Source organism: Streptomyces sp. NPDC030183, from assembly GCF_055573455.1.
In genome coordinates this window covers 42,124-64,894 of record NZ_JBVIBK010000007.1, presented here as the reverse complement: position 1 = coordinate 64,894, position 22,771 = coordinate 42,124, and the positions used below count along the sequence as shown (strand labels likewise).

Annotated in this window: 20 protein-coding genes and 1 pseudogene; 6 read left to right on the top strand and 15 right to left on the bottom strand. The window is 70.7% G+C overall.

The window, feature by feature from the left end; genetic code table 11:
* Nucleotides 1-27: 27 nt before the first annotated feature.
* The 4 genes from ACZ4Z2_RS10265 to ACZ4Z2_RS10250 all read right to left on the bottom strand — a co-directional run bounded on the left by ACZ4Z2_RS10265 (nucleotide 28) and on the right by ACZ4Z2_RS10250 (nucleotide 2,222).
* Entirely contained in the window at nucleotides 28-219 is a 192-nt protein-coding gene (locus tag ACZ4Z2_RS10265; RefSeq protein WP_468074301.1) for a KOW motif-containing protein, read from the bottom strand.
* Nucleotides 220-419: 200 nt separating this feature from the next.
* Complete coding sequence (locus ACZ4Z2_RS10260; protein ID WP_468074299.1) at nucleotides 420-983, bottom strand: cysteine hydrolase family protein; 564 nt, start codon at nucleotides 981-983, stop codon at nucleotides 420-422.
* A 134-nt stretch (nucleotides 984-1,117) separates the two neighbouring features.
* A complete protein-coding gene (locus tag ACZ4Z2_RS10255; RefSeq protein ID WP_468074297.1) occupies nucleotides 1,118-1,543 on the bottom strand; it encodes a DUF7144 family membrane protein in 426 nt (141 codons plus the stop codon).
* 46 nt (nucleotides 1,544-1,589) lie between these two features.
* Complete coding sequence (locus ACZ4Z2_RS10250) at nucleotides 1,590-2,222, bottom strand: GAP family protein (protein WP_468074295.1); 633 nt, start codon at nucleotides 2,220-2,222, stop codon at nucleotides 1,590-1,592.
* A 363-nt stretch (nucleotides 2,223-2,585) separates the two neighbouring features.
* On the opposite strand from ACZ4Z2_RS10250, the gene ACZ4Z2_RS10245 reads away from it, so the two are divergent.
* The 3 genes from ACZ4Z2_RS10245 (at nucleotide 2,586) to ACZ4Z2_RS10235 (ending at nucleotide 4,671) form a co-directional block, all read left to right on the top strand.
* Nucleotides 2,586-2,783, top strand: a complete 198-nt coding sequence (locus ACZ4Z2_RS10245) for a hypothetical protein (protein WP_468074294.1) — start codon at nucleotides 2,586-2,588, stop codon at nucleotides 2,781-2,783.
* Between the two features lie 197 nt (nucleotides 2,784-2,980).
* A complete protein-coding gene (locus ACZ4Z2_RS10240; RefSeq protein ID WP_468074292.1) occupies nucleotides 2,981-4,267 on the top strand; it encodes a hypothetical protein in 1,287 nt (428 codons plus the stop codon).
* Nucleotides 4,252-4,671 (top strand): SHOCT domain-containing protein, encoded by a 420-nt coding sequence (locus tag ACZ4Z2_RS10235; RefSeq protein ID WP_468074290.1) that lies wholly within the window; start codon nucleotides 4,252-4,254, stop codon nucleotides 4,669-4,671. The genes ACZ4Z2_RS10240 and ACZ4Z2_RS10235 overlap by 16 nt, the downstream gene beginning before the upstream one ends.
* Nucleotides 4,672-4,722: 51 nt before the next feature.
* Here ACZ4Z2_RS10235 and ACZ4Z2_RS10230 read toward each other — a convergent pair whose 3' ends face one another.
* The 3 genes from ACZ4Z2_RS10230 to trhA form a co-directional block, all read right to left on the bottom strand.
* Entirely contained in the window at nucleotides 4,723-5,454 is a 732-nt protein-coding gene (locus ACZ4Z2_RS10230; protein WP_468074288.1) for a Mut7-C RNAse domain-containing protein, read from the bottom strand.
* Between the two features lie 34 nt (nucleotides 5,455-5,488).
* Nucleotides 5,489-6,118 (bottom strand): TetR/AcrR family transcriptional regulator, encoded by a 630-nt coding sequence (locus ACZ4Z2_RS10225; protein ID WP_468074286.1) that lies wholly within the window; start codon nucleotides 6,116-6,118, stop codon nucleotides 5,489-5,491.
* 113 nt (nucleotides 6,119-6,231) lie between these two features.
* The gene (gene trhA, locus ACZ4Z2_RS10220) at nucleotides 6,232-6,990 is read right to left on the bottom strand and encodes a PAQR family membrane homeostasis protein TrhA (RefSeq protein WP_468074284.1); all 759 of its coding nucleotides are present in this window, start codon (nucleotides 6,988-6,990) and stop codon (nucleotides 6,232-6,234) included.
* Between the two features lie 350 nt (nucleotides 6,991-7,340).
* Between trhA and ACZ4Z2_RS10215 the strand changes: the two genes are divergently transcribed.
* Nucleotides 7,341-9,167, top strand: a complete 1,827-nt coding sequence (locus ACZ4Z2_RS10215) for a phosphoenolpyruvate carboxykinase (GTP) (protein WP_468074282.1) — start codon at nucleotides 7,341-7,343, stop codon at nucleotides 9,165-9,167.
* A gap of 163 nt (nucleotides 9,168-9,330) precedes the next feature.
* On the opposite strand, the gene ACZ4Z2_RS10210 is transcribed toward ACZ4Z2_RS10215, so the two are convergent.
* On the bottom strand, nucleotides 9,331-9,951 hold the full coding sequence (locus ACZ4Z2_RS10210) for a hypothetical protein (RefSeq protein WP_468074281.1): 621 nt from the start codon (nucleotides 9,949-9,951) through the stop codon (nucleotides 9,331-9,333).
* Between the two features lie 244 nt (nucleotides 9,952-10,195).
* Between ACZ4Z2_RS10210 and ACZ4Z2_RS10205 the strand changes: the two genes are divergently transcribed.
* Nucleotides 10,196-10,801: a dihydrofolate reductase family protein gene (locus ACZ4Z2_RS10205; RefSeq protein ID WP_468074279.1), complete on the top strand. Its 606-nt coding sequence runs from the start codon at nucleotides 10,196-10,198 to the stop codon at nucleotides 10,799-10,801.
* 124 nt (nucleotides 10,802-10,925) lie between these two features.
* Here the strand turns inward: ACZ4Z2_RS10205 and ACZ4Z2_RS10200 are convergent, their stop codons facing one another.
* The 7 genes and pseudogenes from ACZ4Z2_RS10200 to ACZ4Z2_RS10170 all read right to left on the bottom strand — a co-directional run.
* Nucleotides 10,926-13,388 carry a galactose oxidase-like domain-containing protein gene (locus ACZ4Z2_RS10200; RefSeq protein WP_468074277.1) on the bottom strand — a complete coding sequence of 821 codons (2,463 nt, stop codon included), beginning with the start codon at nucleotides 13,386-13,388 and terminating at the stop codon, nucleotides 10,926-10,928.
* A complete protein-coding gene (locus tag ACZ4Z2_RS10195) occupies nucleotides 13,385-14,665 on the bottom strand; it encodes a glycosyltransferase (RefSeq protein ID WP_468074275.1) in 1,281 nt (426 codons plus the stop codon). Before ACZ4Z2_RS10195 ends, ACZ4Z2_RS10200 begins: the two co-directional genes overlap by 4 nt.
* Nucleotides 14,662-16,320, bottom strand: coding sequence for a phospholipid carrier-dependent glycosyltransferase (locus ACZ4Z2_RS10190; RefSeq protein WP_468074273.1), 1,659 nt, complete (start codon nucleotides 16,318-16,320; stop codon nucleotides 14,662-14,664). Before ACZ4Z2_RS10190 ends, ACZ4Z2_RS10195 begins: the two co-directional genes overlap by 4 nt.
* Nucleotides 16,317-17,579, bottom strand: coding sequence for a glycosyltransferase (locus tag ACZ4Z2_RS10185; RefSeq protein ID WP_468074271.1), 1,263 nt, complete (start codon nucleotides 17,577-17,579; stop codon nucleotides 16,317-16,319). Before ACZ4Z2_RS10185 ends, ACZ4Z2_RS10190 begins: the two co-directional genes overlap by 4 nt.
* Before the next feature lie 233 nt (nucleotides 17,580-17,812).
* Nucleotides 17,813-19,855, bottom strand: coding sequence for a thioredoxin domain-containing protein (locus tag ACZ4Z2_RS10180; RefSeq protein WP_468074269.1), 2,043 nt, complete (start codon nucleotides 19,853-19,855; stop codon nucleotides 17,813-17,815).
* Nucleotides 19,856-19,928: 73 nt separating this feature from the next.
* The gene (locus tag ACZ4Z2_RS10175) at nucleotides 19,929-20,591 is read right to left on the bottom strand and encodes a response regulator (RefSeq protein WP_468074267.1); all 663 of its coding nucleotides are present in this window, start codon (nucleotides 20,589-20,591) and stop codon (nucleotides 19,929-19,931) included.
* 338 nt (nucleotides 20,592-20,929) lie between these two features.
* A pseudogene (locus tag ACZ4Z2_RS10170) lies at nucleotides 20,930-22,042 on the bottom strand (sensor histidine kinase); the annotation flags it as partial.
* Nucleotides 22,043-22,294: 252 nt separating this feature from the next.
* On the opposite strand from ACZ4Z2_RS10170, the gene ACZ4Z2_RS10165 reads away from it, so the two are divergent.
* On the top strand, nucleotides 22,295-22,708 hold the full coding sequence (locus tag ACZ4Z2_RS10165) for a DUF6223 family protein (RefSeq protein ID WP_468074265.1): 414 nt from the start codon (nucleotides 22,295-22,297) through the stop codon (nucleotides 22,706-22,708).
* Nucleotides 22,709-22,771: the final 63 nt, after the last annotated feature.

Here is a 22,771-nt window from a genome sequence, read left to right as displayed (position 1 = left end):
CAGCGGCGGGGTGCCGGGCCGCGGTCCTCAGACTCCGGGTGTCTTCTCCACCGCGTCCAGGGGGACCTCGACGCGGGTGTCGTCGCCGAAGATCCGCACCGTCAGCTGTACTCGTCCGCGCTCTCGGTCGACGGCGACGACGGGGGCCGTGAAGCGAGCGAAGGGGCCGTCGGTCACCAGGACGGTGTCTCCCGGCCGCAGCTCCGAGGTGTTCCGCATGTTCGCTCCGTGTGTGGATCACGGGCGCAGGCGTCAGGCCCGGCCCGGCCACCAGCATCCCACCACCGCCGTCGACCGGGGTGGCCGGGAGGGAGCGCGGCCAGGCCGGAACCGGACAAGCGTGGGAGCAGACGCCGGAAGTACCACCGCACCGGTCCCGGAGTCGTCGCCGGCCGTCCGGTTCGGGCGCGCCTCCTTCGCTACGCCGAAGCGATCGTCTTGCGCCACTCCTCCACCGTGAGGACCTCCGCCCACTGCGGGAACAGCCTCTCCGTCAGGAAGCGGTGGACCTCGGGGTCCGTGTCGAGGCAGGCGTCCGCCAGCACCGTCACCCCGAAGTCCAGGTCGACGGCGCGCCACAGCGTGGACAGCACCACAGCGCTGGTGGCGATGCCCGTGAGGACGAGGCTGTCGATGTCACGCGCCCGGAGCACCAGATCGAGGTCGCTGCCGGAGAACGCGCTCCCCCGCCGCTTCGTGACCACGACATCGCTCTCCCGCGGCGCCACGTCGTCATGGATCCCGGTGCCGTGGGCGCCCTCGGTGAACAGGCCCGCCCGCACGATGTCGCCCATCACCTTGTTGCGGGGGCTGACCCCGGGGTCCCCCGCCGGTAACGCGATCATCACGTAGACGACGGGGATCCCGGCGGCGCGGGCGCCGTCGATCGCTCCGCGCAGGCGCGGCAGATATGTCGAACCGTCGTCGGCGATGGCCACGATGTCCCGTTGGACGTCCATCACCAGAAGTGCGCTGTTCCCCATGCCCGCCGTCCCTTCCCCTTCTCGTCCTCGACAGGACGACCACCGGCAAGTCTGGTCGAACAGCCGGTCTCCGGGGCGGGTTTCGACGATCCACGACGCAGCGGCAGTCGCGCCGGTGGCCCAGGGCCGTTTCGTCAATGCCGCGGCTGCGCTGTGCACAGGGCCCAGATGATGAAGCCGTAGAGCGCGATCAGGACCACCGACCAGACCGGGTAGTACGGGAGGGTCAGGAAGCTGGTGATCAGCAGCAGGCCCGCGAGCAGGACACCGGCGGCGCGGGCCCAGGTCCGGCCGTTGAAGAGGCCGACGCCGACCATCACCGCCAGGGCGCCCAGCAGCAGGTGGATCCACCCCCACCCGGTCGTGTCGAACTTGAACACGTAGTCGGGTGTGTTGACGATGATGTCGTCGTCGGCGATGGCCACGATGCCGCGCAGCACGTCCAGGGTGCCGCCGATCATCAGCATGACCGCCCCGAACGCCACCAGTCCGCTCGCCCATGACGCGGAGCGCTGATGGGACCGGGACGCGGACCGGCGTGGGTGTGTGGTCTGAGCCATGGTGTGCCTCCCTGTCATGTGCGCATGTGCGCGCGGGTCAACGAGGTCAGTCGAGGATCAGGATGATGAAGACCACGCACACGACGATGTTCACGAGCCAGCTGTGGGTGTTCGTCCAGTCGCGGATCCTGGGCATGGCCGCTTCGGCGTGGTGCCCCAACAGCAGGCGTATCAGCAGCGGAAGCGCCGCGACGAGGATCGTCAGGCCTATGAACGGCAGCGCCGAGACGAACGACGCGTCGGCATGGATCAGGTTGACGCCCACCGTCATCATGATCACGAGGTCGGACGGCATCGCCAGGATGACCATCAGCGCGACCTTGAACGCCTTGCGGGGGTCCGCGTTCATCAACGTGCCGAGCCACTTGGGCGGTTCCACGGTCTCGCGTTTGAGCCAGTTCTTCAGCGCGGCGGCGGCCAGGAGCGCGACCAGCACGTACTGGATGATGTGGCCGACGGAACCGTTGTCGGAGGGGTCACCGAAGTCCACTGCGTTGTCGAGGGCGGCGGCGATGCCCATCATGACGGCCACGCCCGCCGTCGTCGCGACGGCGATGCCGGTCAGGAAGCCCAGGGACACGCGGACCGCTCTCGGCGTCGTCACGAAGATGATGGCCGAGATGATCTGGGGCCCGACCATCATGGTGATGGCGAGCGGGAGGATCTGAAGGCCGTCCATGACTGAGGGTCACCCGCTTCGGACGGCGCGCTTCCGGTCCTCGAACTCCCGCTCCGCCGGGACGTCCGGCCGAGCGAAGGGCCGCGCGGGTCGAGGCGCGTAAGGCATCATCCGGACCTCCCGTGCTCCGCGTACGCACCCCGTCGGCAACAACGCCCCCATCCAGTGCACCACCCGTCGACGGGATACGCATATCGGTCCGCTTCGCCGACCTGACCTGCGGCGGAGAGGGTCTCGCGGCGGTCCGACGGCACTCGCCATGCGTCGTCCGACCACCCTGGCTAAGGTGGATGAGTTAGGAACATACATGCCGGAACACATCACCGATCGGCTCGTGACCCGGTGATGGATCGGATGGCAACCATGACCGCGTCAACCGTCGCCCCACAGGAGGCCCGCCCCCCGCGCGGCGCCCCGGACACCGACGCGACGACGCCGAGCGGGGCGGCGGACCGCGCCGTCACCCCCCATGCGCTGGACCTGACCGTGGGACACCAACTCGCCCACCGTCATCACGGCCGGATGCTGCGCGAGTTCGGCGAGGCCCTGGAAGCGGCCTGACACAGCGTTCCACGCCCCGGCCGGCCATCACCCCACTCCCGCCCCCATCCCACGTCGGCCCGCACCCCGCTCACAGCCCCCGTACCCCTGCCCTCGCACTCACTGGGTGCCTGTCCGTCAAGGGGAGACCCATGGCTTCTACTGACGGCTCGTCATCGCCCTCCGAAGGCGCCGGCCGTCCGGCCGGCGGACCTCCGTTGAGCGCCGCGGAACGCGACGAGTACGAACGGCTGCGCAAGGCGGCCCACAGCCGCCACCGGGGTCTGCGGTACACGGCCACCTCCCTGCTCCTGCTGCTGGCCTTCCTGTTGGCGCCGCTCGCCGTGGTCGCCGCCTGGGTGGACTCCGAGGTCAGTGACACCGACCGGTACGTCCAGACCGTCTCCCCCATCGCGACGAAGTCGTCCGTCCAGAACACCGTGACCGACCGGCTCACCAAGCGCGTGGTCGACAGCGTCGATGTGGCAGCCTTCACCGAGGCCATCGGGCGGACACTCCAGAAGGAAGGGGCGCCGCCTCAGGTGGTCCAGGGCGCCGACGCCCTGACCGGCCCGCTGAAGAGCGCGCTCGACTCGGCCGTCCACTCCGTCGTGAACAGGGTGGTGACCAGTGACCGGTTCGCCGAGGTGTGGGACAACGCCAACCGGCGGGCCCACGCCGCCGTGGTCAACGTCCTCACCGGCGAGGGCGGCAGCGCCGTCCAGGCCGGCGACGGCAGCATCGACCTGAACCTCGGCGTCGTCATCGACGACGTCAAGAAGGAACTGGTGGACGCGGGCTTCGACCAGGCTTCGAAGATCCCCGACGTCGACAAGACGATCACCCTGCTGAAGACCGACAAACTGAACGAGGCCCAGGACGCCATGCGGCTGCTGGACGTGGTCGGCACCTGGCTCCCCGTCCTGGTCCTGGTCCTGGCCGGGCTCGCGGTCTGGTGCGCGCCCGCGCACCGCGTGGCGCTGATGGCGACGGCCATCGGCATCGGGGTCATGATGATCGTGCTGCTCGTCGGTCTCGCCGTGATGCGGTCGGTCTATCTGGACTCCGTCCCGTCGACCGCCCTGCCGCGGGACGCCGCGGCCGACATCTACGACACCTTCATCCGCTTCCTGAGGAACAGCACCGTCACGGTCCTGGTCATCGCGGTGATCACGGCGCTGGCCGCGTACCTCTACGGCCCCGGCCGCGTTGCCCGGTGGGTCAGGAGGACGGCGGCCGACGGGACCGGGGCCACCGGGCGGGCCATGGCGCGCAACGGTATGAACACCGGCGCCGCCGGCCGCTGGCTGGACACCCACACCAAGTGGACCACCGGCGTCGTCATCGGCGGCGGCGCGCTCGCGCTCGTGCTGTGGAACTACCCCACGCCGGGCGCCGTGGCGCTGATCCTCGGCATCGTCGTCCTCGTCCTGATCGTCCTCGGCATGCTCGCCGCGGCCTCCGGCACGGACCGGCGACAGGAGACATCATGGAGAACACCGTGAACCTGGCCTACGACTACCCCCTCCTGGGGGCCTTCTGGACGATCATGTGGATCTTCCTGTGGGTGATGTGGTTGTTCCTGCTGTTCCGCGTGGTCGTCGACATCTTCCGGGACGACGGGATGGGCGGCTGGGCCAAGGCGGGATGGCTGGTCTTCGCGCTCGTCCTGCCGTTCCTGGGCGTCTTCGTCTACGTCGTCGCGCGCGGCAAGGGCATGGGCCGGCGGGAACAGGAGCACGTCCGGGCCAGGCTGCGGAAGACGGACCAGTACGTCCGCGAGACCATCGGCGCGCCCGGCCCCGCCGACGAGGCGGAGCAACTCGCCAAGCTGTCCGAGATCCGGGCCAAGGGCGACCTCACCGAAGACGAGTACCGCCGGGCCAAGGAGTTGCTGCCGCACCACTGACCCGCCACTGGCCCCACACGGACCCCACGCGGAGCCCACGGCGCGTCGTGTTCAGCCCGTCTGGGCGCGGGTCCGCAACGCCTCCCGGACGATCGCCTCCAACTGCTCGTGGTGCGCGCCCTTCCAGTACGCCCGGCCGCAGTCACCGCACTGCGCGAACACGTCGTACGACCGCTGCGTGCCGTGCTCCAGACGGTCGGCCACCTCCTCCTTCGTGGCCGGTCTCAGCAGGCCGTTGCAGGCGGTGCAGCGGGTCCACGGCCGTAGCTCCGGCGCGAAGCGGTCCAGTACGTCGCGCAGTTGCTCGTCCGGCTGCGTGCTGTAGACGTACGCCCCGGCCCACAGCTCCCGTCGGCGCAGCAGCCCCCGGTCGCGGCTGAGCATCACGCGGCGCTCGGCGGCGGACCGTGCGGCGAGCGCCGGGTCGCCGATGTCGGTCGACTCGTACGCCGTGTCGACACCCAGCAGCCGCAGCCGCCGGGCGAGCGTGCCGAGGTGGACGTCGAGGAGGAAGCGCAAGGGGGCGCCCGGTACGCGCTGGGGGCGCTCGACCGGGCGTACGGTCACGGACGCGCCCGCCGTCGGCACGTGCGACACCGGAACCTCGTGCCCGTCCACGACCAGGGTGCCGACCTCCGTCAGCGGGACACCCAGGGACTCGACGACATGGCCGAGCGTGGAGACCCCGTCCGTGGCGAGCGCGGTCACGCCCGCGCGGCGGTGGGGAGGGACGAACAGGGCCAGCTCGGGGGCGACTTCGACGTGGATCTCGGGACGGTTCACCTGGCCAGGATGGCATGCCGGAGGGCGGGTGACCTCAGGGTTTTCCGGGGGCGAGGCCGTGTTCCAGGACGGCCAGGGCCCGCTCGACGAGGTCGGCGGGGTCGTCGCGGAAGTCGTTCTCGGCCCAGTAGAGGGCGATCTCCGCGAGTCCGCCGACGAGGGACATGGTGAAGACCCGGACCTCCAGGCTGTTCCGGTCGAGGCCGGTGCGCGCGGAGACGGCCTCGGCGATCTGTCTGCCGGTGACGGCCATGCGCTCCGCCATGCGGGCGCGTACCGCCGGGACGGTGGCCATCAGGTGCGCCCGCAGCCGGGTGATCTCCGGCTCCTGCTCCAGTCCGGGGCCGAGGGCCTTCCTCGTCACGTACCGCAGCGAGTCGGCCCACGACTCGTCCGCCGGCCGCCCGGCCAGTTCCGCCGGCAGGACCGGGTCGTACTCGTCGGTGACGACGATGTCCTCCTTGGCGGGGAAGTAGCGGGAGACCGTGGACGGCGAGACCTCGGCGCGGTCGGCGATCTGCTCGATCGTGGTGGCGTCGTAGCCCTGCTCCCTGATCAGCGCGTAGGCGGCGTCGCGGATCGCCGTCCGGGTCTTGGTCTTCTTCCGCTCACGGAGTCCCGGCCGGGGGCCCTCGGTGGGGGGAGAGGTACGTGCGGGGCTCATACGGCTCATTCTCGGCCATCGGCCGGCGCCGCCACCCTGACATGTGCGGGCACACGGAGAACGGCCACGGCGGAGAGCCGTGGCCGTCGGGGAGCGGCGGAGCAACCGATCCGCTACGCGTGCTGGTACGCCACCAGCGAGATGCCGACGTAGTGCACCACGAACGCGGCGAGTGTCAGCAGGTGGAAGACCTCGTGGAAACCGAACCACTGCGGGGAGGGGTTCGGCTTCTTGAGGCCGTAGATCACGCCGCCGGCGCTGTAGAGGAGCCCGCCGACCACCACGAGGACCAGGACGGCGATGCCGCCGGTGCGCATGAAGTCGGGCAGGAAGAAGACGGCGGCCCAGCCCATCGCGATGTAGCAGGGCGTGTAGAGCCAGCGCGGGGCGCCGACCCAGAAGACCCGGAAGATGATTCCCGCGAGGGCCGCGCCCCAGATGCCCCACAGCAGCCACTGGCCCTTGGCCCCGGGCAGCAGCAGCATGGTCAGGGGCGTGTACGTCCCCGCGATGATCAGGAAGATGTTCGCGTGGTCGAGCCGGCGCAGGATGCCGTCCATGCGGGGGCTCCAGTCGCCCCGGTGGTACAGCGCGCTGACACCGAACAGCAGGCAGGCCGTGAGCACGTAGATCCCGCAGGCGATGCGTCCCCGGGTCGAGTCCGCGAGCGCGGTGAGCACCAGGCCCGCGACGAGTACGGCCGGGAACATACCGAGGTGCAGCCAGCCGCGCAGCTTGGGCTTTATCTCGTGGAGTTCGTCCGAGATCTGGTGGCTGATCTGGTGGGCGATCTGATGCGGCAAGGAACGCGCGTCCGGACGGCGGCGGTCGGCCGCCCTCTCCGTGGGCGCGTCGGGGACGGACGCAGTCATGTCTCGCATCGTACCTACGGAGCCGTAACTTGCGGGACGGTGCGGGCCGTTCGCGCCGCCGGAAGTGGCCATCGTCTCACGAGGACGGCCGAGGGGGGATACCTGGGTGATTCCCGGATACCCGCGGTGAAGCGGTGATCACTCACGGAAACCTCATGCTACGGAAACGTATGAGTGGTGATGCTCACGGTGCTCACGTGTGAGGCCCTCTGGACATATGGGCACTCTCGTCGGATGATCAAATGAGTGCGGTCGACACCGGATGAGCGCCCAAAGATCCAACCGTGAAGCATCCGGGTCGCAGCCCCCACGGGGCCTCCAACCAAAAAATCCCTCATTTAGGAGCAATCGTGGCGCGCGATATCGCGGCTCCCCCGTCTGCCGTCCCCACCACCCACCGGGAACTGATCGCGTGGGTGAACGAGATCGCCGAACTGACCCAGCCGGACAACGTGGTCTGGTGTGACGGATCCGAGGCCGAGTACGAGCGCCTGTGCGAGGAGCTCGTCGAGAAGGGCACCTTCCGGAAACTCGACCCCATCAAGCGCCCGAACTCCTACTACGCGGCCTCCGACCCGACCGATGTCGCCCGGGTCGAGGACCGCACGTTCATCTGCTCGGAGAAGGAGGAGGACGCGGGTCCGACCAACCACTGGAAGGCCCCCGCAGAGATGCGGGAGATCTTCCAGGGCGAGAAGGGCCTGTTCCGCGGCTCGATGCGCGGCCGGACGATGTACGTCGTCCCGTTCTGCATGGGCCCGCTCGGCTCGCCGCTCTCCGCGATCGGCGTCGAGATCACGGACTCCGCGTACGTCGCCGTGTCCATGCGCACGATGACGCGCATGGGGCAGCCGGTCCTGGACGAGCTGGGCTCCGAGGGCTTCTTCGTGAAGGCCGTGCACACCCTCGGCGCGCCGCTGGAGCCCGGCCAGGAGGACGTCCCCTGGCCCTGCAACAGCACCAAGTACATCTCCCACTTCCCCGAGAGCCGCGAGATCTGGTCGTACGGCTCCGGCTACGGCGGCAACGCGCTGCTCGGCAAGAAGTGCTACGCCCTGCGCATCGCCTCCGTCATGGCCCGCGACGAGGGCTGGCTGGCCGAGCACATGCTGATCCTCAAGCTCACGCCGCCGCAGGGTGAGTCGAAGTACGTGGCGGCGGCGTTCCCGTCGGCGTGCGGCAAGACGAACCTCGCGATGCTGGAGCCGACGATCTCCGGCTGGACCGTCGAGACGATCGGCGACGACATCGCGTGGATGCGCTTCGGCGAGGACGGCCGGCTCTACGCGATCAACCCCGAGGCCGGCTTCTTCGGCGTCGCCCCCGGCACCGGCGAGCACACCAACGCCAACGCGATGAAGACGCTCTGGGGCAACTCGGTCTTCACCAACGTCGCGCTGACCGACGACGGCGACATCTGGTGGGAGGGGATGACGGAGGAGACCCCGGAGCACCTCACGGACTGGAAGGGCAACGAGTGGACGCCGGCGTCGCAGACCCCGGCCGCCCACCCCAACGCCCGCTTCACCGTGCCGGCGTCGCAGTGCCCGATCATCGCGCCCGAGTGGGAGGACCCCAAGGGTGTCCCGATCTCGGCGATCCTCTTCGGCGGGCGCCGCGCCACGGCCGTACCGCTGGTGACGGAGTCCTTCGACTGGAACCACGGCGTCTTCCTCGGCGCGAACGTGGCCTCCGAGAAGACCGCCGCCGCCGAGGGCAAGGTCGGCGAGCTGCGCCGCGACCCGTTCGCGATGCTGCCGTTCTGCGGCTACAACATGGGCGACTACATGGCCCACTGGATCGACGTGGCCAAGGACAAGGACCAGTCGAAGCTGCCGAAGATCTACTACGTCAACTGGTTCCGCAAGGACGACCAGGGCAAGTTCGTCTGGCCGGGCTTCGGCGAGAACAGCCGCGTCCTGAAGTGGATCGTGGAGCGGCTGGACGGCAAGGCGGAGGGTGTGGAGACCCCGATCGGCATCCTGCCGACGGCGTCCGCCCTGGACACGGCCGGCCTGGACCTGTCCTCCTCCGACCTGGACTTCCTGCTGACCGTCGACAAGGAGGTGTGGCGGGAGGAGGCGGCGCTGGTCCCCGACCACCTCGACACCTTCGGTGACCACACGCCGAAGGAACTGTGGGACGAGTACCGGGCCTTGGTGGAACGCCTGGGCTGATCCCCCGCGTAACTCCGCGGCCGGCCGTCTATGGGTTGCCCTGACCAGCGACGTCTCCTCGGCCGGCCGCGGTTCACCGTGAAGGCCGGCGCCCGCCGCACTCGCTCCGCCGGAGTGGGTGGGCGGGCGCCGCGCTCGGTTCGAGGAACGGCTGGGCCGGGGTTCAGTCGATCCTTACGCAGTAGACGAACGGGACGCCGGCTGTCTTTCGGCCCGAGGCCAGATCGATCGCCTGGACGCGGGAGTTCGGGTTTCCGGGGGCGCACTTCGCGGGGAAGCCGGTGACGAAGCCGAAACTGCCGCCGGCGTGTCCGGCGTGCCTGGTGGCCGTGACCGTCACGGACTTCTTGACCGCGCCGGAGAACACGAGGCGGACGGGGCTGTTCACGTTGAAGTGGTTGCCGTTGACCTTGAGGGCGCCGTTCTGCGAAGTGATCCACAGCCGCACCGCCAACCGCCGGTCATCGGCCTGGCTGTTGTCATGTCGCGCCTGCGCGCGGGTCTGCGGGGTCACGCAGGTGTGGTCGTCGGCTCCCCATGCCTCACGCCAGACGTAGCCCTGCTTGCAGTAGCCGTTCGGGAGGGTCCGGCCGGGGGCCAGAGCGTTGTCGCGGGCGGTGTTCGTACGCGTCTGCGGTGTGACGCACACGACGTCGCCGGCACGCGCTTCCCGCCAGACATATCCCTGTCGGCAGGTGTTGGGCCCGTAGTCCTGAGCCTGGGCGACCGACGGTGCGGACAGCCCGGCGCCGATCCCGGCGCCGACCACCATCGCTGAAGCCATGAAACGCCTGAGCATAGTCATACCTCCACGGTTTCGAGGTCGCTACGCGTTCATCGTCCGCTTGCGCTGCTGGATCATCAAATCCTGCGGATGGAGATCCCCTGCGGATGTTCACCGGGACGGCTGGTCAGGCGCACTACACCAGCACAAATATCAGGGCTGATGTTCTCCTGCCTCCTGGTTCCGATGAGTTTGCGGCTCCCGGCCGGTCCAAGCTGGTGACACCTCAGGAAAGGACACTGCCATGTCGGAGCTTCTCGTCGACTTCATCACGTCCCTCGACGGCTACGCGTCGGGAGAGGGATGGCCCGGGTTCTGGGGTCTCGAGGGCCCGGAGTACCTCGCATGGCTCGGCGAGCAGCCCGAGGCCACCTACTTGATGGGGGCGAACACCTACCGCCTGATGTCGGGCTTCGCCGCAGGCGCCGTCCCGCAGGGCCAGGACGAGTTCAGGCCCGAGGAGGAGGCGTCCGTCGACGAGCTCACGCGAGCGTCCAAGGTGGTGTTCTCGTCCTCACTCGAGGAGCCACTGACGTGGGCCAACTGCACGCTCGTCCGCGACGACGCCGTCGAGACCGTCCGCGCCCTGAAGTCGGGTGACCCGGGGCTCCTCAGCACGATCGGCAGCCTCAGCCTGTGCCGGTCCCTGCTACGAGCCGGACTCGTGGACCGCTTCCGGGTCGTGATGTTCCCGGTGATCACCGGGGCCACGGGCGAAGAACGCATCTACGACGGCTATCCGGACGTCGCCCTCGAAATGATCGACCACCGCACCTTCGACGGCCGCATCCAACTGGTCGAGTACAAGCCCCGCGTGCTCGACCACCCCCCGCTCGGCCTCCCTGCGTGACGTCGCGCCGCCCGCCCCTGGAGCAGGCGACGGCCCCGTACCTGACGAAGTGCCGTCAGGTACGGGGCCGTCGACCGGCAGTCGCGTGGCGCTCAGGGCGGTGCGTCACCCGCCGCCCTCGGCGTCAGCCTCGCCTCACGTCTCCCTTCCCGCACGCCAGCCCGTCCCCGTTGCGGTCCAGGCGCAGTGGGTCGTCCTTGCCGTTCAGTTTCAGGCGGCCGTAGTCGTTGTCCTTCAGCCAGGTGCAGCGGGACGTGGTCGTCGGCTCGACCTCCGCCGGGAAGGCCGTCGGGACGCACACGTTCGCGGAGCCGTAGTGGCGGTCGCAGCCTGCCAGCGTGGGGCTCACCTGCTTCGACTTCGTCTTCTTCTTCGGGCCCGTCGTCTTGCCCTTCAGGTCGTCCGCGAAGTCGTGGACGTGGGCCGACGGGGCCTCGCCCGAGGCCGCCGCCATCGCCGACGGGCCTTGCAGGTGGACCCATTCCGCCACCGACGGGACGCCGTTGGCGTCGACCGCGAAGAGCATGTACCAGCCCGGCGGGGCCAGGTTCGGGTTGCTCGTCACGTTCAGGTCGACGTTGTTGCCGTCGACCGACAGCGGCAGGTCCACATAGCGCTGGTTCGGGTCGGAGGAGTGCGTCACCGCCGCGGGGCGGATCAGTTCCGCCTTCGCGATCGGGCGGTCCACCGTGATGCGCTGCGTGTCCCCGTACACCCACTCCTTGTCGATCACCGACGTGATCTTCGGGCGGGCGCCCTTCAGGAGGTACGGCGGCGTGTAGATCGACACGTTGTGGTTCCAGGAGCCGTTGCCGGGGTTGTCGCCCGTGGCCATGACGCGGCCGTCGGGGAGCAGGAACGCCGAGGAGTGGTAGCCGCGGGCCTCGGGGTCCGCCGCGACCGGGTCGAACGTGTGCGTCGCCGGGTCGTAGAGCGACGCCTCGAAGACCGGGTTGGCGCGGTTGTGGAGGCCGCCGCCCGTCTCCAGGACCTTGCCGTCGGGCAGGAGAACCGCGGAGACGTACATCTTGCCCTGGTTGCCCGTCTGGGCGACCTTGCCGGCGCCGAGGTCCACCGTGCCCTGCGGGATCGGCGGGCCGGCGACGTACGCCGGGTTCGGGGCCTTGAGGTCGATGATGTCCGTCAGGCGGTTCGCCTCCGGGTTGGACTCGATGTTGCCGCCGCCGAGCGTGAGGACCCGCTGGTCCTGGGCGGGCGGCAGCAGCACGCTCGCGGACTGGTCGCGTTCGTCCTTCCGCTGGAGCCCGGACACCGACGTCACCGTGTTCGCGCCGTAGTCGTAGATCGCCGAACCCGTGCCGGGGATGTTGTTGCCGAAGACATGGCTGCCCGAGTAGAAGAGGCGGCCGTCCTGCATGAGGATCATCGACGGGTACAGACCCCAGTACGACCAGGTCTGGTTGACCTTCCAGAGCTCGAGCCACTTCTGCTCGGCGTCCGACCAGAGTTCGGCCGTCACCGAACCCGTGGAGTCCTCGCGCAGCCCGCCGAACGAGATGACGTCGCCGTTGCCGAGGATCGTCGCCGAAGGGTACCAGTGGCCGTCGTTCATGTCGTTGGTCTTGCCGTACGTCTCGGTGACCGGGTCGAAGACGTACGAGTCCTTGTAACCCTCGTAGCCGTGCGAGCCGTTGGCCGCCGGGTACGCCTTGTTGCCGCTCATCACCAGGACCCGGCCGTCGTCGAGCTGGACGTGGCCCGCGCAGAACATGTCGTCGGGCGTCGGGATCTGCTTGTACGTGCCCTTCTTCGGGTCGTAGACCGCCGAGGTGAACGTGCCCGCCTCGAACATCTCCTCGCTGTTGCCGGAGCCCGCGATCAGCAGCACCTTGCCGTTGTTGAGGACGACGGAGTGCATGGAGCGCACGGGGTTCTGGGTGGGCAGCACGTCCCAGCGGCCGTTCGCGCACTCCGCCGGTGTGCCCGTGCACTGCGGTTCGGGGACCGGGTCGGCCACCTGGTCCATCGTGTAGTCGTCGGTGGTGACGGAGCCCGTGCCGTAGACGGAGACGCCCCACGTGATGCGGTCGGTGCCCGCGGGCACCTCGGGCGTGCGGACCGACGCCTGCGTCCAGGCGCCCGCCATGTCCAGCGTCTTCAGGTCGGTCCAGTACTGCCAGCCCGCGGTGGTGTCGTGCCGGAACAGCGTGAGGGACGTGTCCGGCGTCGTCGACTTGTACCAGAGGCCCAGGTCGTACTGCTTGCCCACCGAGACCGAGGGGGCGCAGGCCGCCGACTCGGTGATCAGGGCCTTGCGGTCGCCCGAGACCCGGCGGGTCAGCTCGACCTTCATGGCCTTGCCGCCGGAGTGGGCGTCCGCGACCGTGGTGAAGGTGAAGTCGTTGTCGCCCCAGCCGGACTTCTCCCAGCAGTACGGCATGTCGGCCGCGCCGGGTGGGCCCGCCGTCTCGAAGCCGGGGTTCTGCACGAGGTTGGCGGCGGACGCCGGCTGGGGTGAGACGAGGAGGAGGCCGGAGGCGAGGGCGCCCACGGCCAGCAGGGCCGTCCTGCGTCTGGGTCTGTGCCCGGTTCGGGTTCTCGTACGGCTCTTGAGACGGCTCGTCATCGTGTTCTCCTTGCGGACTCGGCCGGCCCCGACCACTGCTCGGCCTCCGTGCTCACGGCCGAACCGGGCCCCCCGCCGGCCTTCTGCTCCCCACCGCGCTCCCCACGGCGGGACTTCCTGCGGGGCAGGTAGATGAGCGCTTCCGTGCCCGCGAAGCGCAGGACGAACGTCGTCACCAGGGCGAGCGCGGTGGCGGGCAGCGCCCCCATGCCGAACCGGTCGACGAACAGGGCGATCAGCGGGATCCGCAGCAGCAGGTCGGCGTTGGCGAGCACCGCGAACCGGCCGATGCGGTCCCACCCCTTGCGGTGCGCCCGCCGCTCGCGGAAGCACAGGTGCTCGATGAGGAAGAAGTTCCAGACCACCCCGAGCTGGTTGGCGAGGATCTCGGCGGGGACGTAGTGCATGCCGGACGAGGTCAGCGCGTACAGGCCGGCCAGGTTCGGCAGGAAGCCGGTGACGCCGATCAGACCGAAGACGATCAGGCGGGCCAGCGGGGACGCGGTGCGCAGGCCGGCCAGGTGGCGCAGGAACCGCAAGCCCTCCTTCGCCGTCGACTTGGACTCGCCGGCGAAGCGGTCCTGGAAGACGAACGGCACCTCGGTGACCCGGCGGGGGCGGCTGCGCACGGCCAGTTCGAGGAGGATCTTGTAGCCGAGGGGCTGGAGGGTCTCCGCGGTGACGGCGCTGCGGCGGATCGCGAAGAAGCCGCTCATCGGGTCGCTGATGCCGTGCAGCCGGCGTGGGAACAGCGACTTGGTGAGCCAGGTCGCGCCCCGCGAGACGGCGACGCGGTAGCTGCCGGCGAGCCCGGCGCGGCTGCCGCCCTTGATGTAGCGGGAGGCGACGACGAGCCCCGCGGAGGACCGCTCCCCCGTCGCCACCAGCTCGGGCACGAGGGACGGCGGGTGCTGGAGGTCGCCGTCCATGACGACGATCCAGTCGGAGGTGGCGGCCTTCATGCCCTCGACGACGGCGCCGCCGAGTCCGCCCGTGGGCCGGTCGCGGTGCAGGACGGTCACCGGGAACGGGCAGTCCTGGGCGGCCTCGTTGATGACGTCGGGGGTGTCGTCGGTGGAGTCGTCCACGAAGACGACCTCGCACGGCAGCCGCGCGGGCACCGTCTCGGTGATCCGGTGGAGCAGCTCCCGTACGTTGGCGGACTCGTTGAAGGTGGGGACGACGATGGTGACGGCGCCGGGCTCGGGCACCTCGGCTCCGCGTACCGCCGGATCGCCCAGCTCCTCGGGGACGATGGACTCGTAACCGCTGCTCATCGGTCGCCTCCCGCGGCCTGGATCCTGCGGATCTCGATGCGGTCCTCGCCGGTGCCGAAGGTGGCGACCGGTGTCGAGTTCTCCATCGCGGCCTTCACATTGGGCAGGTCGACCGCGTCGCGCCGTACTGTCGGGGAGGCGACCACGTAGTCGAGGTCGCGCCAGCCCTGGGGCATCGTCTTGGTGACCGCGGGGTCGAGGTCGGCCTTGTAGAACCAGATGACGCCGAGGCCGGGCTGGTAGCCCTCGTGGACGAGGTCGAGCCAGAGGGCGTCGTCGACGAGGACCCGGGTGCGGCCGGGGTCGTCGACCTCGCTGCCGAGCCACTTCGCGGCCTGCTGGTAGGGGGCGTTGGCGTCGAAGGTCATGGCGGTGCGGTTGCCGTCGTACCAGCGGGGGACGACGTACACGGCGGCCGCGGCGGCGAGGGCGACGGCCACCACGTACCGCGTCCAGGTCAGCGGGCGCCTCTCGGTGGTGCTCCGCCACCGCCTGAGCACCCCGTGCGTGACGCTCGCGGCGCCGCCCGCGAGGACCAGGGCGAGGAAGGGCAGCGCCTGGATGACGTACATGGCGGGCAGGTAGCCGGGGCGCAGGGCCATGCCGGCGAGGATCGCGACGGCGAGAGCGGGTCCGGCGAGGGCGCGTGCCGTCACCGACCAGCGCCAGGTGATCAGGAGCAGCAGGGCGCCGGCGAGTCCGCCGAGGGGCAGGACGCGGTCGTAGTAGAGCCAGGACTGGAGGACGCCGTACGAGCCGGTGCCCTCGGTGAGGATGAAGCCGGAGCCGGGGCGGCTCATCTGGTAGACGATGCCGTCCCAGAGGGAGACATGGCCGGCGCCGGGGAACAGCTCGCCCTTGAGGAGGGCGAACAGCGGGTACGAGACGCCGATCAGGGTGCAGGCGGTGATGGCGCCGGTGAGGGCGAACTTGCGGGTGTCGCGGTGGCTGTGCCGCCACATGGTGAGCAGCACGGCGGGCAGGACGAGGAGCATCGTCTCCTTGGTGAGGACGGCCGCGGCGGCGGCGATGCCCGCGCCGAAGTGGTGCCAGAGGTGACGGCTCGGGGAGGCGGCGAGGCAGAACGCGAGCAGCGTCCACATGACCGCGATGTTGTCGAGGAAGATCTCCCGCTGGAGGACGACGGACAGCGGGGAGAGTCCGAAGAGGGCCATGCCGAGGCCGGCGGCCCAGCGGGGCAGCGACAGGCGGCGGCCCAGGACGTAGACGAGGACCGCGCTGACGGCGCTGACCACCAGCATCACCGCGCGCATCGAGCCGACCGTCATCGACTCGGGGGCGAGCTGGGCGGGGAGCCAGGTCAGGACGGCGATCTGGATCCAGCCGAGGGGCGGGTGGTCGTACCAGTAGGTGTAGTGGGCGAGTCCTCTGCCCTCCTGCACCGCCCATGCCTGGGCGAGGTAGGTGCCCTCGTCGTCGCTGAGGGTCGGGTAGTCGGCGATGTTCCAGCCCTGCACGATCATGATCCCCACGAGGAGGAGTCCGCACAGGAGCAGGTCGGGGCGCGATGAGCGCAGACGGCCGGGCGAAACGGAAGGAGTCGTTCGACCGGTCGAACGGGCTGTGGGCACAGCTGTCCGCTGCGCGGGGACCTTGACTTCCGTCTTGGTCGCCGCGGGAAGTGTGGAGGTCACGCAGGAACGTCCTCTCGGGTCACGTTCGCGAGGTGTGCGCCGACATGGCTGGTCAACTCCCAGTCATTGCGGCCGCGTTGTTCGCGCCAGACGGCGCGGACGGCGGCGAGGGCGAGGAGCACCTGGTAGAAGGGGCCGCCCACGATGAGCTTGACGTAGTGGGAGAACCGGACGCGCAGGCCGTACTGCTTGCCGAAGTCATGCAGTCCGACGACCTCGAACACGAAGGTCACGAGGGCGGTGACGGCCGGCAGGAAGGTGATGAAGGCGATGCCGACGGGCACGTCGAGGAAGAGCGCGATGGCCACGTTCAGCGGGATGATCACGCCGGAGACGGCCTGGAGGTACGGCGTCATGAGGGTGTAGCGCGCGAGCAACCGCTGCCGGAATCCGGGCAGTTGCTTCCAGTCCCGCTTGCGGTAGACCTGGAGGAAGCCCTGGTTCCAGCGGGTGCGCTGCTTCATCAGCGACATCAGGCTGCCGGGGGTCTCCTCGCGGGTGACCATGTCGGAGTCGTAGGCGACGACGACCTTCTTGCCGACGCTGGAGAGGCGTACGCCGAGATCGCAGTCCTCGGCGAGGCAGTCGGGGTCCCAGCCGCCGGCGTCGCGCAGCACTCCGGTGCGGACGAAGACGGTGTTGCCGCCGAGCGGGATGAACCCTTTCTGCGCGTGCAGATGCAGCCGGGAGCGGAACCAGAAGAAGTACTCCAGGCAGTTGCGCAGGCTGTACCAGCTGGAGTGGAAGTTGATCAGCTGCACCCCGCCCTGGACGACGTCCGCGCCGGTGGTGCGGAAGGCGTGGTCGACGTGGGAGAGCAGTTCCGGGTGGACCTGGTCCTCGGCGTCGAAAACACCGACGACGTCACCGCGGCAGTGCGGTAACGCCGTGTTCATGGCTTTCGGCTTGTTCTTCTTCTCATGGTGGTCGACGACGACGCGGACCCGCGGGTCCCGGGCCTCGGCGGCCCGGGCGACGGCGGTGGTCTCCGGATCGTCGTGGCCGACGATCACGATGATCTCGAAGTCGGCGTGGCTGGATTCGAGCAGCCGTTGGATGGTGTGGTCGAGCACGGCCTGTTCATGGCGTGCGGGCAGCAGCAGCGAGAACGACACATGTTCGTCCCCGTCGGGTCTGCTGAAACGGGTGGAGGCGAGCACCTCGGGCGTGCGCCACGCGTGCATCTGCCACCACAGGGTGAAGGCCGCCATCCAGAACAAGGCCAGCGAGACGACGGCAATGAAGACTGACGTCAGCAAGAAAGATCCCCCCAGATCTCAAAACCCCCTGCCACGACCGGAGTTCACGCCCCTGACGGAACGTCACTCCAGCCGCGTACCAGAGCAGAGACTAGGGGGAAACTGTGAATCCCGTGGACCCTTCCGATAAATAGCGTGTTTCCGAACGACAGACACCACAATCGGACGTGTCCGAACACTCACCCAATTCCGGCCAGTTGTTCGGCCTCGTCCCCGCACGTCAGGGACTCTTTTCAGCCGTTCAGTGCCGTTCGCAGAGCCGTACCAAGACGGTCGGTGTCCGTCGTCGGCGCGTCACAGGTGAAGTTACGGCAGACGTACGCCGCCGGTTCCCCGCCGACGAGCGGACGGTCGGCGAGCAGCGGCAACTCGTCGCTGCCCTCCGCCCCCACGGCGACGACCGCGCCGGGCGCCGTGCCGAGCAGGGCCGTGCGGTGCAGTTCCTTCGTTCGCGGATCGCCCTGCGGGCCGACGACCGCGACCTCACGGGGCCCGTCGAGCAGGGCCTCGGCGGTGGCGAGACCCCAGCCGATGAACCTCGGCGCCCGCGGCCCGAGCGCCTTCACCACGCCCAACGCCCGCTCGGCGGCAGTGCGATGGGGCTCGGACTGGGTGTGCGCGGCGTAGGCCAGCAGCGCCCCGGCCGCCGCGCTCCACCCCGAGGGGACGGCGTTGTCGGTGGGGTCCTGGGGCCGCCGGATGAGCTTCTCCGCGTCGGCCGCCGTGTCGAACAGGGCGCCGGACTCCTCGTCGACGAACCGGGCGAGCACATGGTCGAGCAGGAACCCCGCGAACTCCAGCCAGACGCCCTCACCGGTCACGGAGGCGAGCGCCAGGAACCCCTCGGCCACGTCCGCGTAGTCCTCCAGCACACCGGCATGGGCTCCGGCCTGCCCGTCCTTGCTGGTACGGGCGAGCCGCGCCTTCTCGTCCAGGTGCAGCCGCACGAGGAGGTCGGCGGCGGTGACGGCGGCGTCCACCAGGTCGGGCCGGTCGAAGTAGGCGCCGGTCTCGGCCAGCGCGGCGACGGCGAGCCCGTTCCAGGCGGCGACGACCTTGTCGTCCCGGCCCGGCGCGGGGCGCTCGGCGCGGGCGCGCAGGAGCCGCTCCTTGACCGACGCGATCCGCTCGGCGTCGAACACGCCTTCCTGCTGCGGGAGTTGCAGGACGGAGGCGCCGTGCTCGAAGGTGCCCTCCTCGGTGACGCCGAAGTACTGGGCGGCGAGCCGCCCGTCCTCCTCGCCCAGCACCTCGGTCAGCTGCTCCGGGGTCCACACGTAGTAGGCGCCCTCGACGTGCCGGCCGGTCCCGTCGTCGCTGTCGGCGTCCAGCGCGGAGGCGAACCCACCCTCGGCGGTGCGCAGTTCGCGGACCATGAAGTCGGCGGTCTCCAGCGCGACCCGCCGGGCCAGCTCGGAGCCGGTCGCCCGCCACAGGTGGGCGTAGACCCGGCAGAGCAGGGCGTTGTCGTACAGCATCTTCTCGAAGTGCGGCACGACCCACTCGCGGTCCACGGAGTAGCGGGCGAAGCCGCCGCCGAGCTGGTCGTAGATCCCGCCGCGGGCCATGCGCTCACAGGTGTCCCGCGCCATCTCCAGGGCGCCCTCGGAGCCGGTGCGGGCGGCGTGCCGCAGCAGGAACTCGATCACCATGGACGGCGGGAACTTCGGTGCCCCGCCGAAGCCGCCGTGGGAGGCGTCGTACTCGCGGGTGAGGCCGAGCAGCGCCTGGGCGAGGTCCTGCTCGCCGGGCACGTCGACGGCGGCGAACTTCAGCTCTCGGCCGGACAGGTCACGGACGATCTTCCCGGCCACTTCGGCGACCTCGTCACGCCGGTCCGCCCAGGCCGCCCGCACCCCTTCCAGCACCTGGCGGAAGGAGGGCATGCCGTGGCGGGGCGCCGGCGGGAAGTACGTGCCGAAGTAGAAGGGCTCCGCGTCCGGGGTGAGGAACACGGTCATGGGCCAGCCGCCGTGCCCGGTGGCCGCCTGCACCGCTTCCATGTAGACGGCGTCGACGTCGGGCCGCTCCTCGCGGTCGACCTTGACGTTGACGTAGTGGGCGTTGAGGTAGGCGGCGGTCTCGTCGTCCTCGAAGGACTCGTGGGCCATGACATGGCACCAGTGGCAGGAGCTGTACCCGACGCTGAGGAGGACGGGCACGTTCCGCTTGCGCGCCTCTTCGAACGCCTCGGCCGACCAGGGCCACCAGTCCACCGGGTTCTCGGCGTGCTGGAGGAGGTACGGGGAGGTCTCGTGGGCGAGTCGATTCGGCATGCGGTCCATCATTCCGCAGTACCCAGCCGGGGCCGGACAGCACGCGCCCCGGCGAAGAAAGGGCCGGCCGGCCTCAGCGGGTACGGGGCGCCACCAGACCGGACTCGTAGGCGAGGACCACGAGCTGGGCGCGGTCGCGGGCGCCGAGCTTGGTCATGGCCCGGTTGACGTGCGTCTTCGCGGTCAGCGCGCTGATGACCATGCGGTCCGCGATCTCGTCGTTGGACAGACCGTGCGCGACCAGCGCCACGGCCTCCCGTTCGCGGTTGGTCAACTCCTCCAGCCCCCGGCCGACGACGGGGCCGGACGGCTGGGTGACATACCGGTCGATGAGCTTGCGGGTGATCGACGGGGCGAGCAGGGCGTCACCGCGCGCGGCGACCCGTACGGCGTGCAGGAAGTCCTCCGGGACGATGTCCTTGACCAGGAACCCGGCGGCCCCGGCGCGCAGCGCGTCGAGGACGTACTCGTCGAAGCCGTAGTTGGTGAGGATGACGACGTGCACCCCGGCGAGGGCCGGGTCCGCGGCGATACGGCGGGTCGTCTCGATGCCGTCGAGGACCGGCATCCGGATGTCGACGAGCGCGACGTCCGGCAGGTGCGCCCTGACGAGCGCCAGCCCTTCCTCCCCGTCACCGGCCTCGCCCACGACGCCGATGTCGTCCTCGGCATCGAGCAGCGCCCGGAAGCCGCTGCGCAGCAGCGGCTGATCGTCGACGAGCAGAACACGGATCATGAGCGCTCGACGGGGACGGCACGGGCTTCGCCGCCGGCGGGGAGGGCGGCGGTCGCGGGGTGGGTGTCGCCGGCGGGGAGGGTGGCGGTCGCGGGATGGGCGTCGCCGGCGGGGAGGACGGCGACCGCGGGATGGGCGCCGCCGGCGGGGCGGGCGGCGGCCACGGGGTGGGCGTCGCCGGCGGGGAGGGCGGCGACCGCGGGATCGGCGTCGCCGGCGGGACGGGCGTCGGCTGCGGGACGGGCGTCAGCTGCGGGACGGGCGTCGGTCAGGGCGAGCCCGGCTCCGCCGGTGCGGTCGTCGGGTGGTCGAGGGGCCCCTTCGGTGGTGTGGTCGCCGTCGACGGGGAGGTCGGCTCGGACGGTGAAGCCGCCCTGGTCGCGGGGTTCCGCGTGGAGGCGGCCGCCGAGGGCGGTGACCCGTTCCCGCATGCCGAGCAGGCCGACGCCGGGCACGACGGGGGTGTGCGGGGCGGCGATTCCGTCGTCGTCGACGCGGAGCGCGACGGCGTCCGGGCGGTGCTCGACGCGGACCGAGGCCGAGGTCGCCGAGGCGTGCCGGGCGATGTTGGTGAGGGACTCCTGCACGATGCGGTAGACCGTCCGTCCCACCGCGGCCGGCACGTCCCCGCGCTCCCCCACCACCGTCAGCGTAGCGTCCAGGCCCATCGCACGGGCCTTCTCCACCAGCTCCGGCACGTGGTCCAGGCCGCGCGGCGGACGCGTGTCGTCGTCGCGCAGGGCCTCCAGCGTGGCCCGCAGCTCCCGGTTCGCCTCCCGCCCCGCCTCCTGGATCGCCAGCAGGGCCGCCGGTACCTCCTCCCCGCGCCGACGGGCCAGGTGGACGGCGACCTCGGCCTGCACCTTGATGATCGAGATCTGGTGGGTGAGCGAGTCGTGCAGCTCCCTGGCGATGTGCAGCCGCTCCTCGTCGGCGCGGCGCCGGGCGGTCTCCTCGCGGGTCCGCTCTGCCTCGTCGGCCCGCCGTTCCGCCTGCCGCAGCGCCTCGCCCGCGGCGCCGGCCGCGACCAGCCAGGCCAGTTCGAGGGCGCCCCTGGCCCGCGCGAAGGACTCGCCCAGGTCGTGCAGTGAAATCAGGGCCGCCAGCGGCAGGGCGGCCAGCAACGCCACGGACGCGACGACGGTGACGACGCGGTGCCCCGCCCGTACGGCGGCGTAGACGGCGAACAGGAACGCGACGGCGGGCACGTCGAAGCCGGCCGCCTGGTATCCGGCCGCGCACAGCCCCGTGACCGCGAGGACGGGGACGGGGGCCCGGCGGCGCGCGGCCAGCGCGAGGCCGCCGGACGCCAGCAGGGCGAAGCCGAGGGCCGGGCCGGCGGCGGTCGCGTGGTCCACCGAGGCGCCGGTGACCACGAGCGTCGCCGCCACGCCGACGGCGATCGCCCAGTCCCTCGCACCGGCCCGTCCACCGGCCCGTACCCCACTCATGCGCGCACCCTAGCCGGGCGCCGCGCCCTGCCGAGTCCTGCGTGAGGAGGAGGCCCCGGCTACCGCGTACGCAGCACTTCCGCCCGGGCTACGACGTCCACGGCAGACGGACGGCACCGTGGGCGGCAGCGGAAAGTGCCTGCGTCCGCGGGACGACCGGGGGCCGGGCGGGAGGGCATCGTCGGGGGCACGTCCGACGGAGGTGTCGGGCCACGTGAACGGAAGAGAAGAAGAGAGGGAGAGGGGAACGTCATGAGCGCGTCGGGGTCGGGAGAGGTACTGCTGGCGGTGGCCGGGGGCGCCATCGGGGACGGCCGGACCGGGGCCGTCGTGGCGGCGGTGGTCGCCCTCACCAGCACGGCGATCGGCGGCTGGGCACTGGCCCGCGCCGAGGGCCGGGTCAGCCGGGTCGGCAGGGGCGGCGGCACCGGGGCCGGGGCGAGGGCGGGGGCGGGGGCCGTGCGGGGCCCGGCAGTCGCCGCCCTGGTCGTGGGGGTGGCCGGAGTGGCCCTGGCCGCGCTGCACCTGGCGACGTCCAGCGGCGGGTTCGGTACCGGCAACGGCCGGGCGGGGGCCATCGTCGCCCTGCTCGTCGGGGCCGGCGGCATGACCCTCGGCCGCCTGGCCCTCACCCGAGCCCGGCGCCGCGCGGTGGTCACCGGCTGACGGGGGCCCTCGGCGGCCACCGAGCACCTTCCACGGGCGACACGCACGACGGGACCGGGTGAC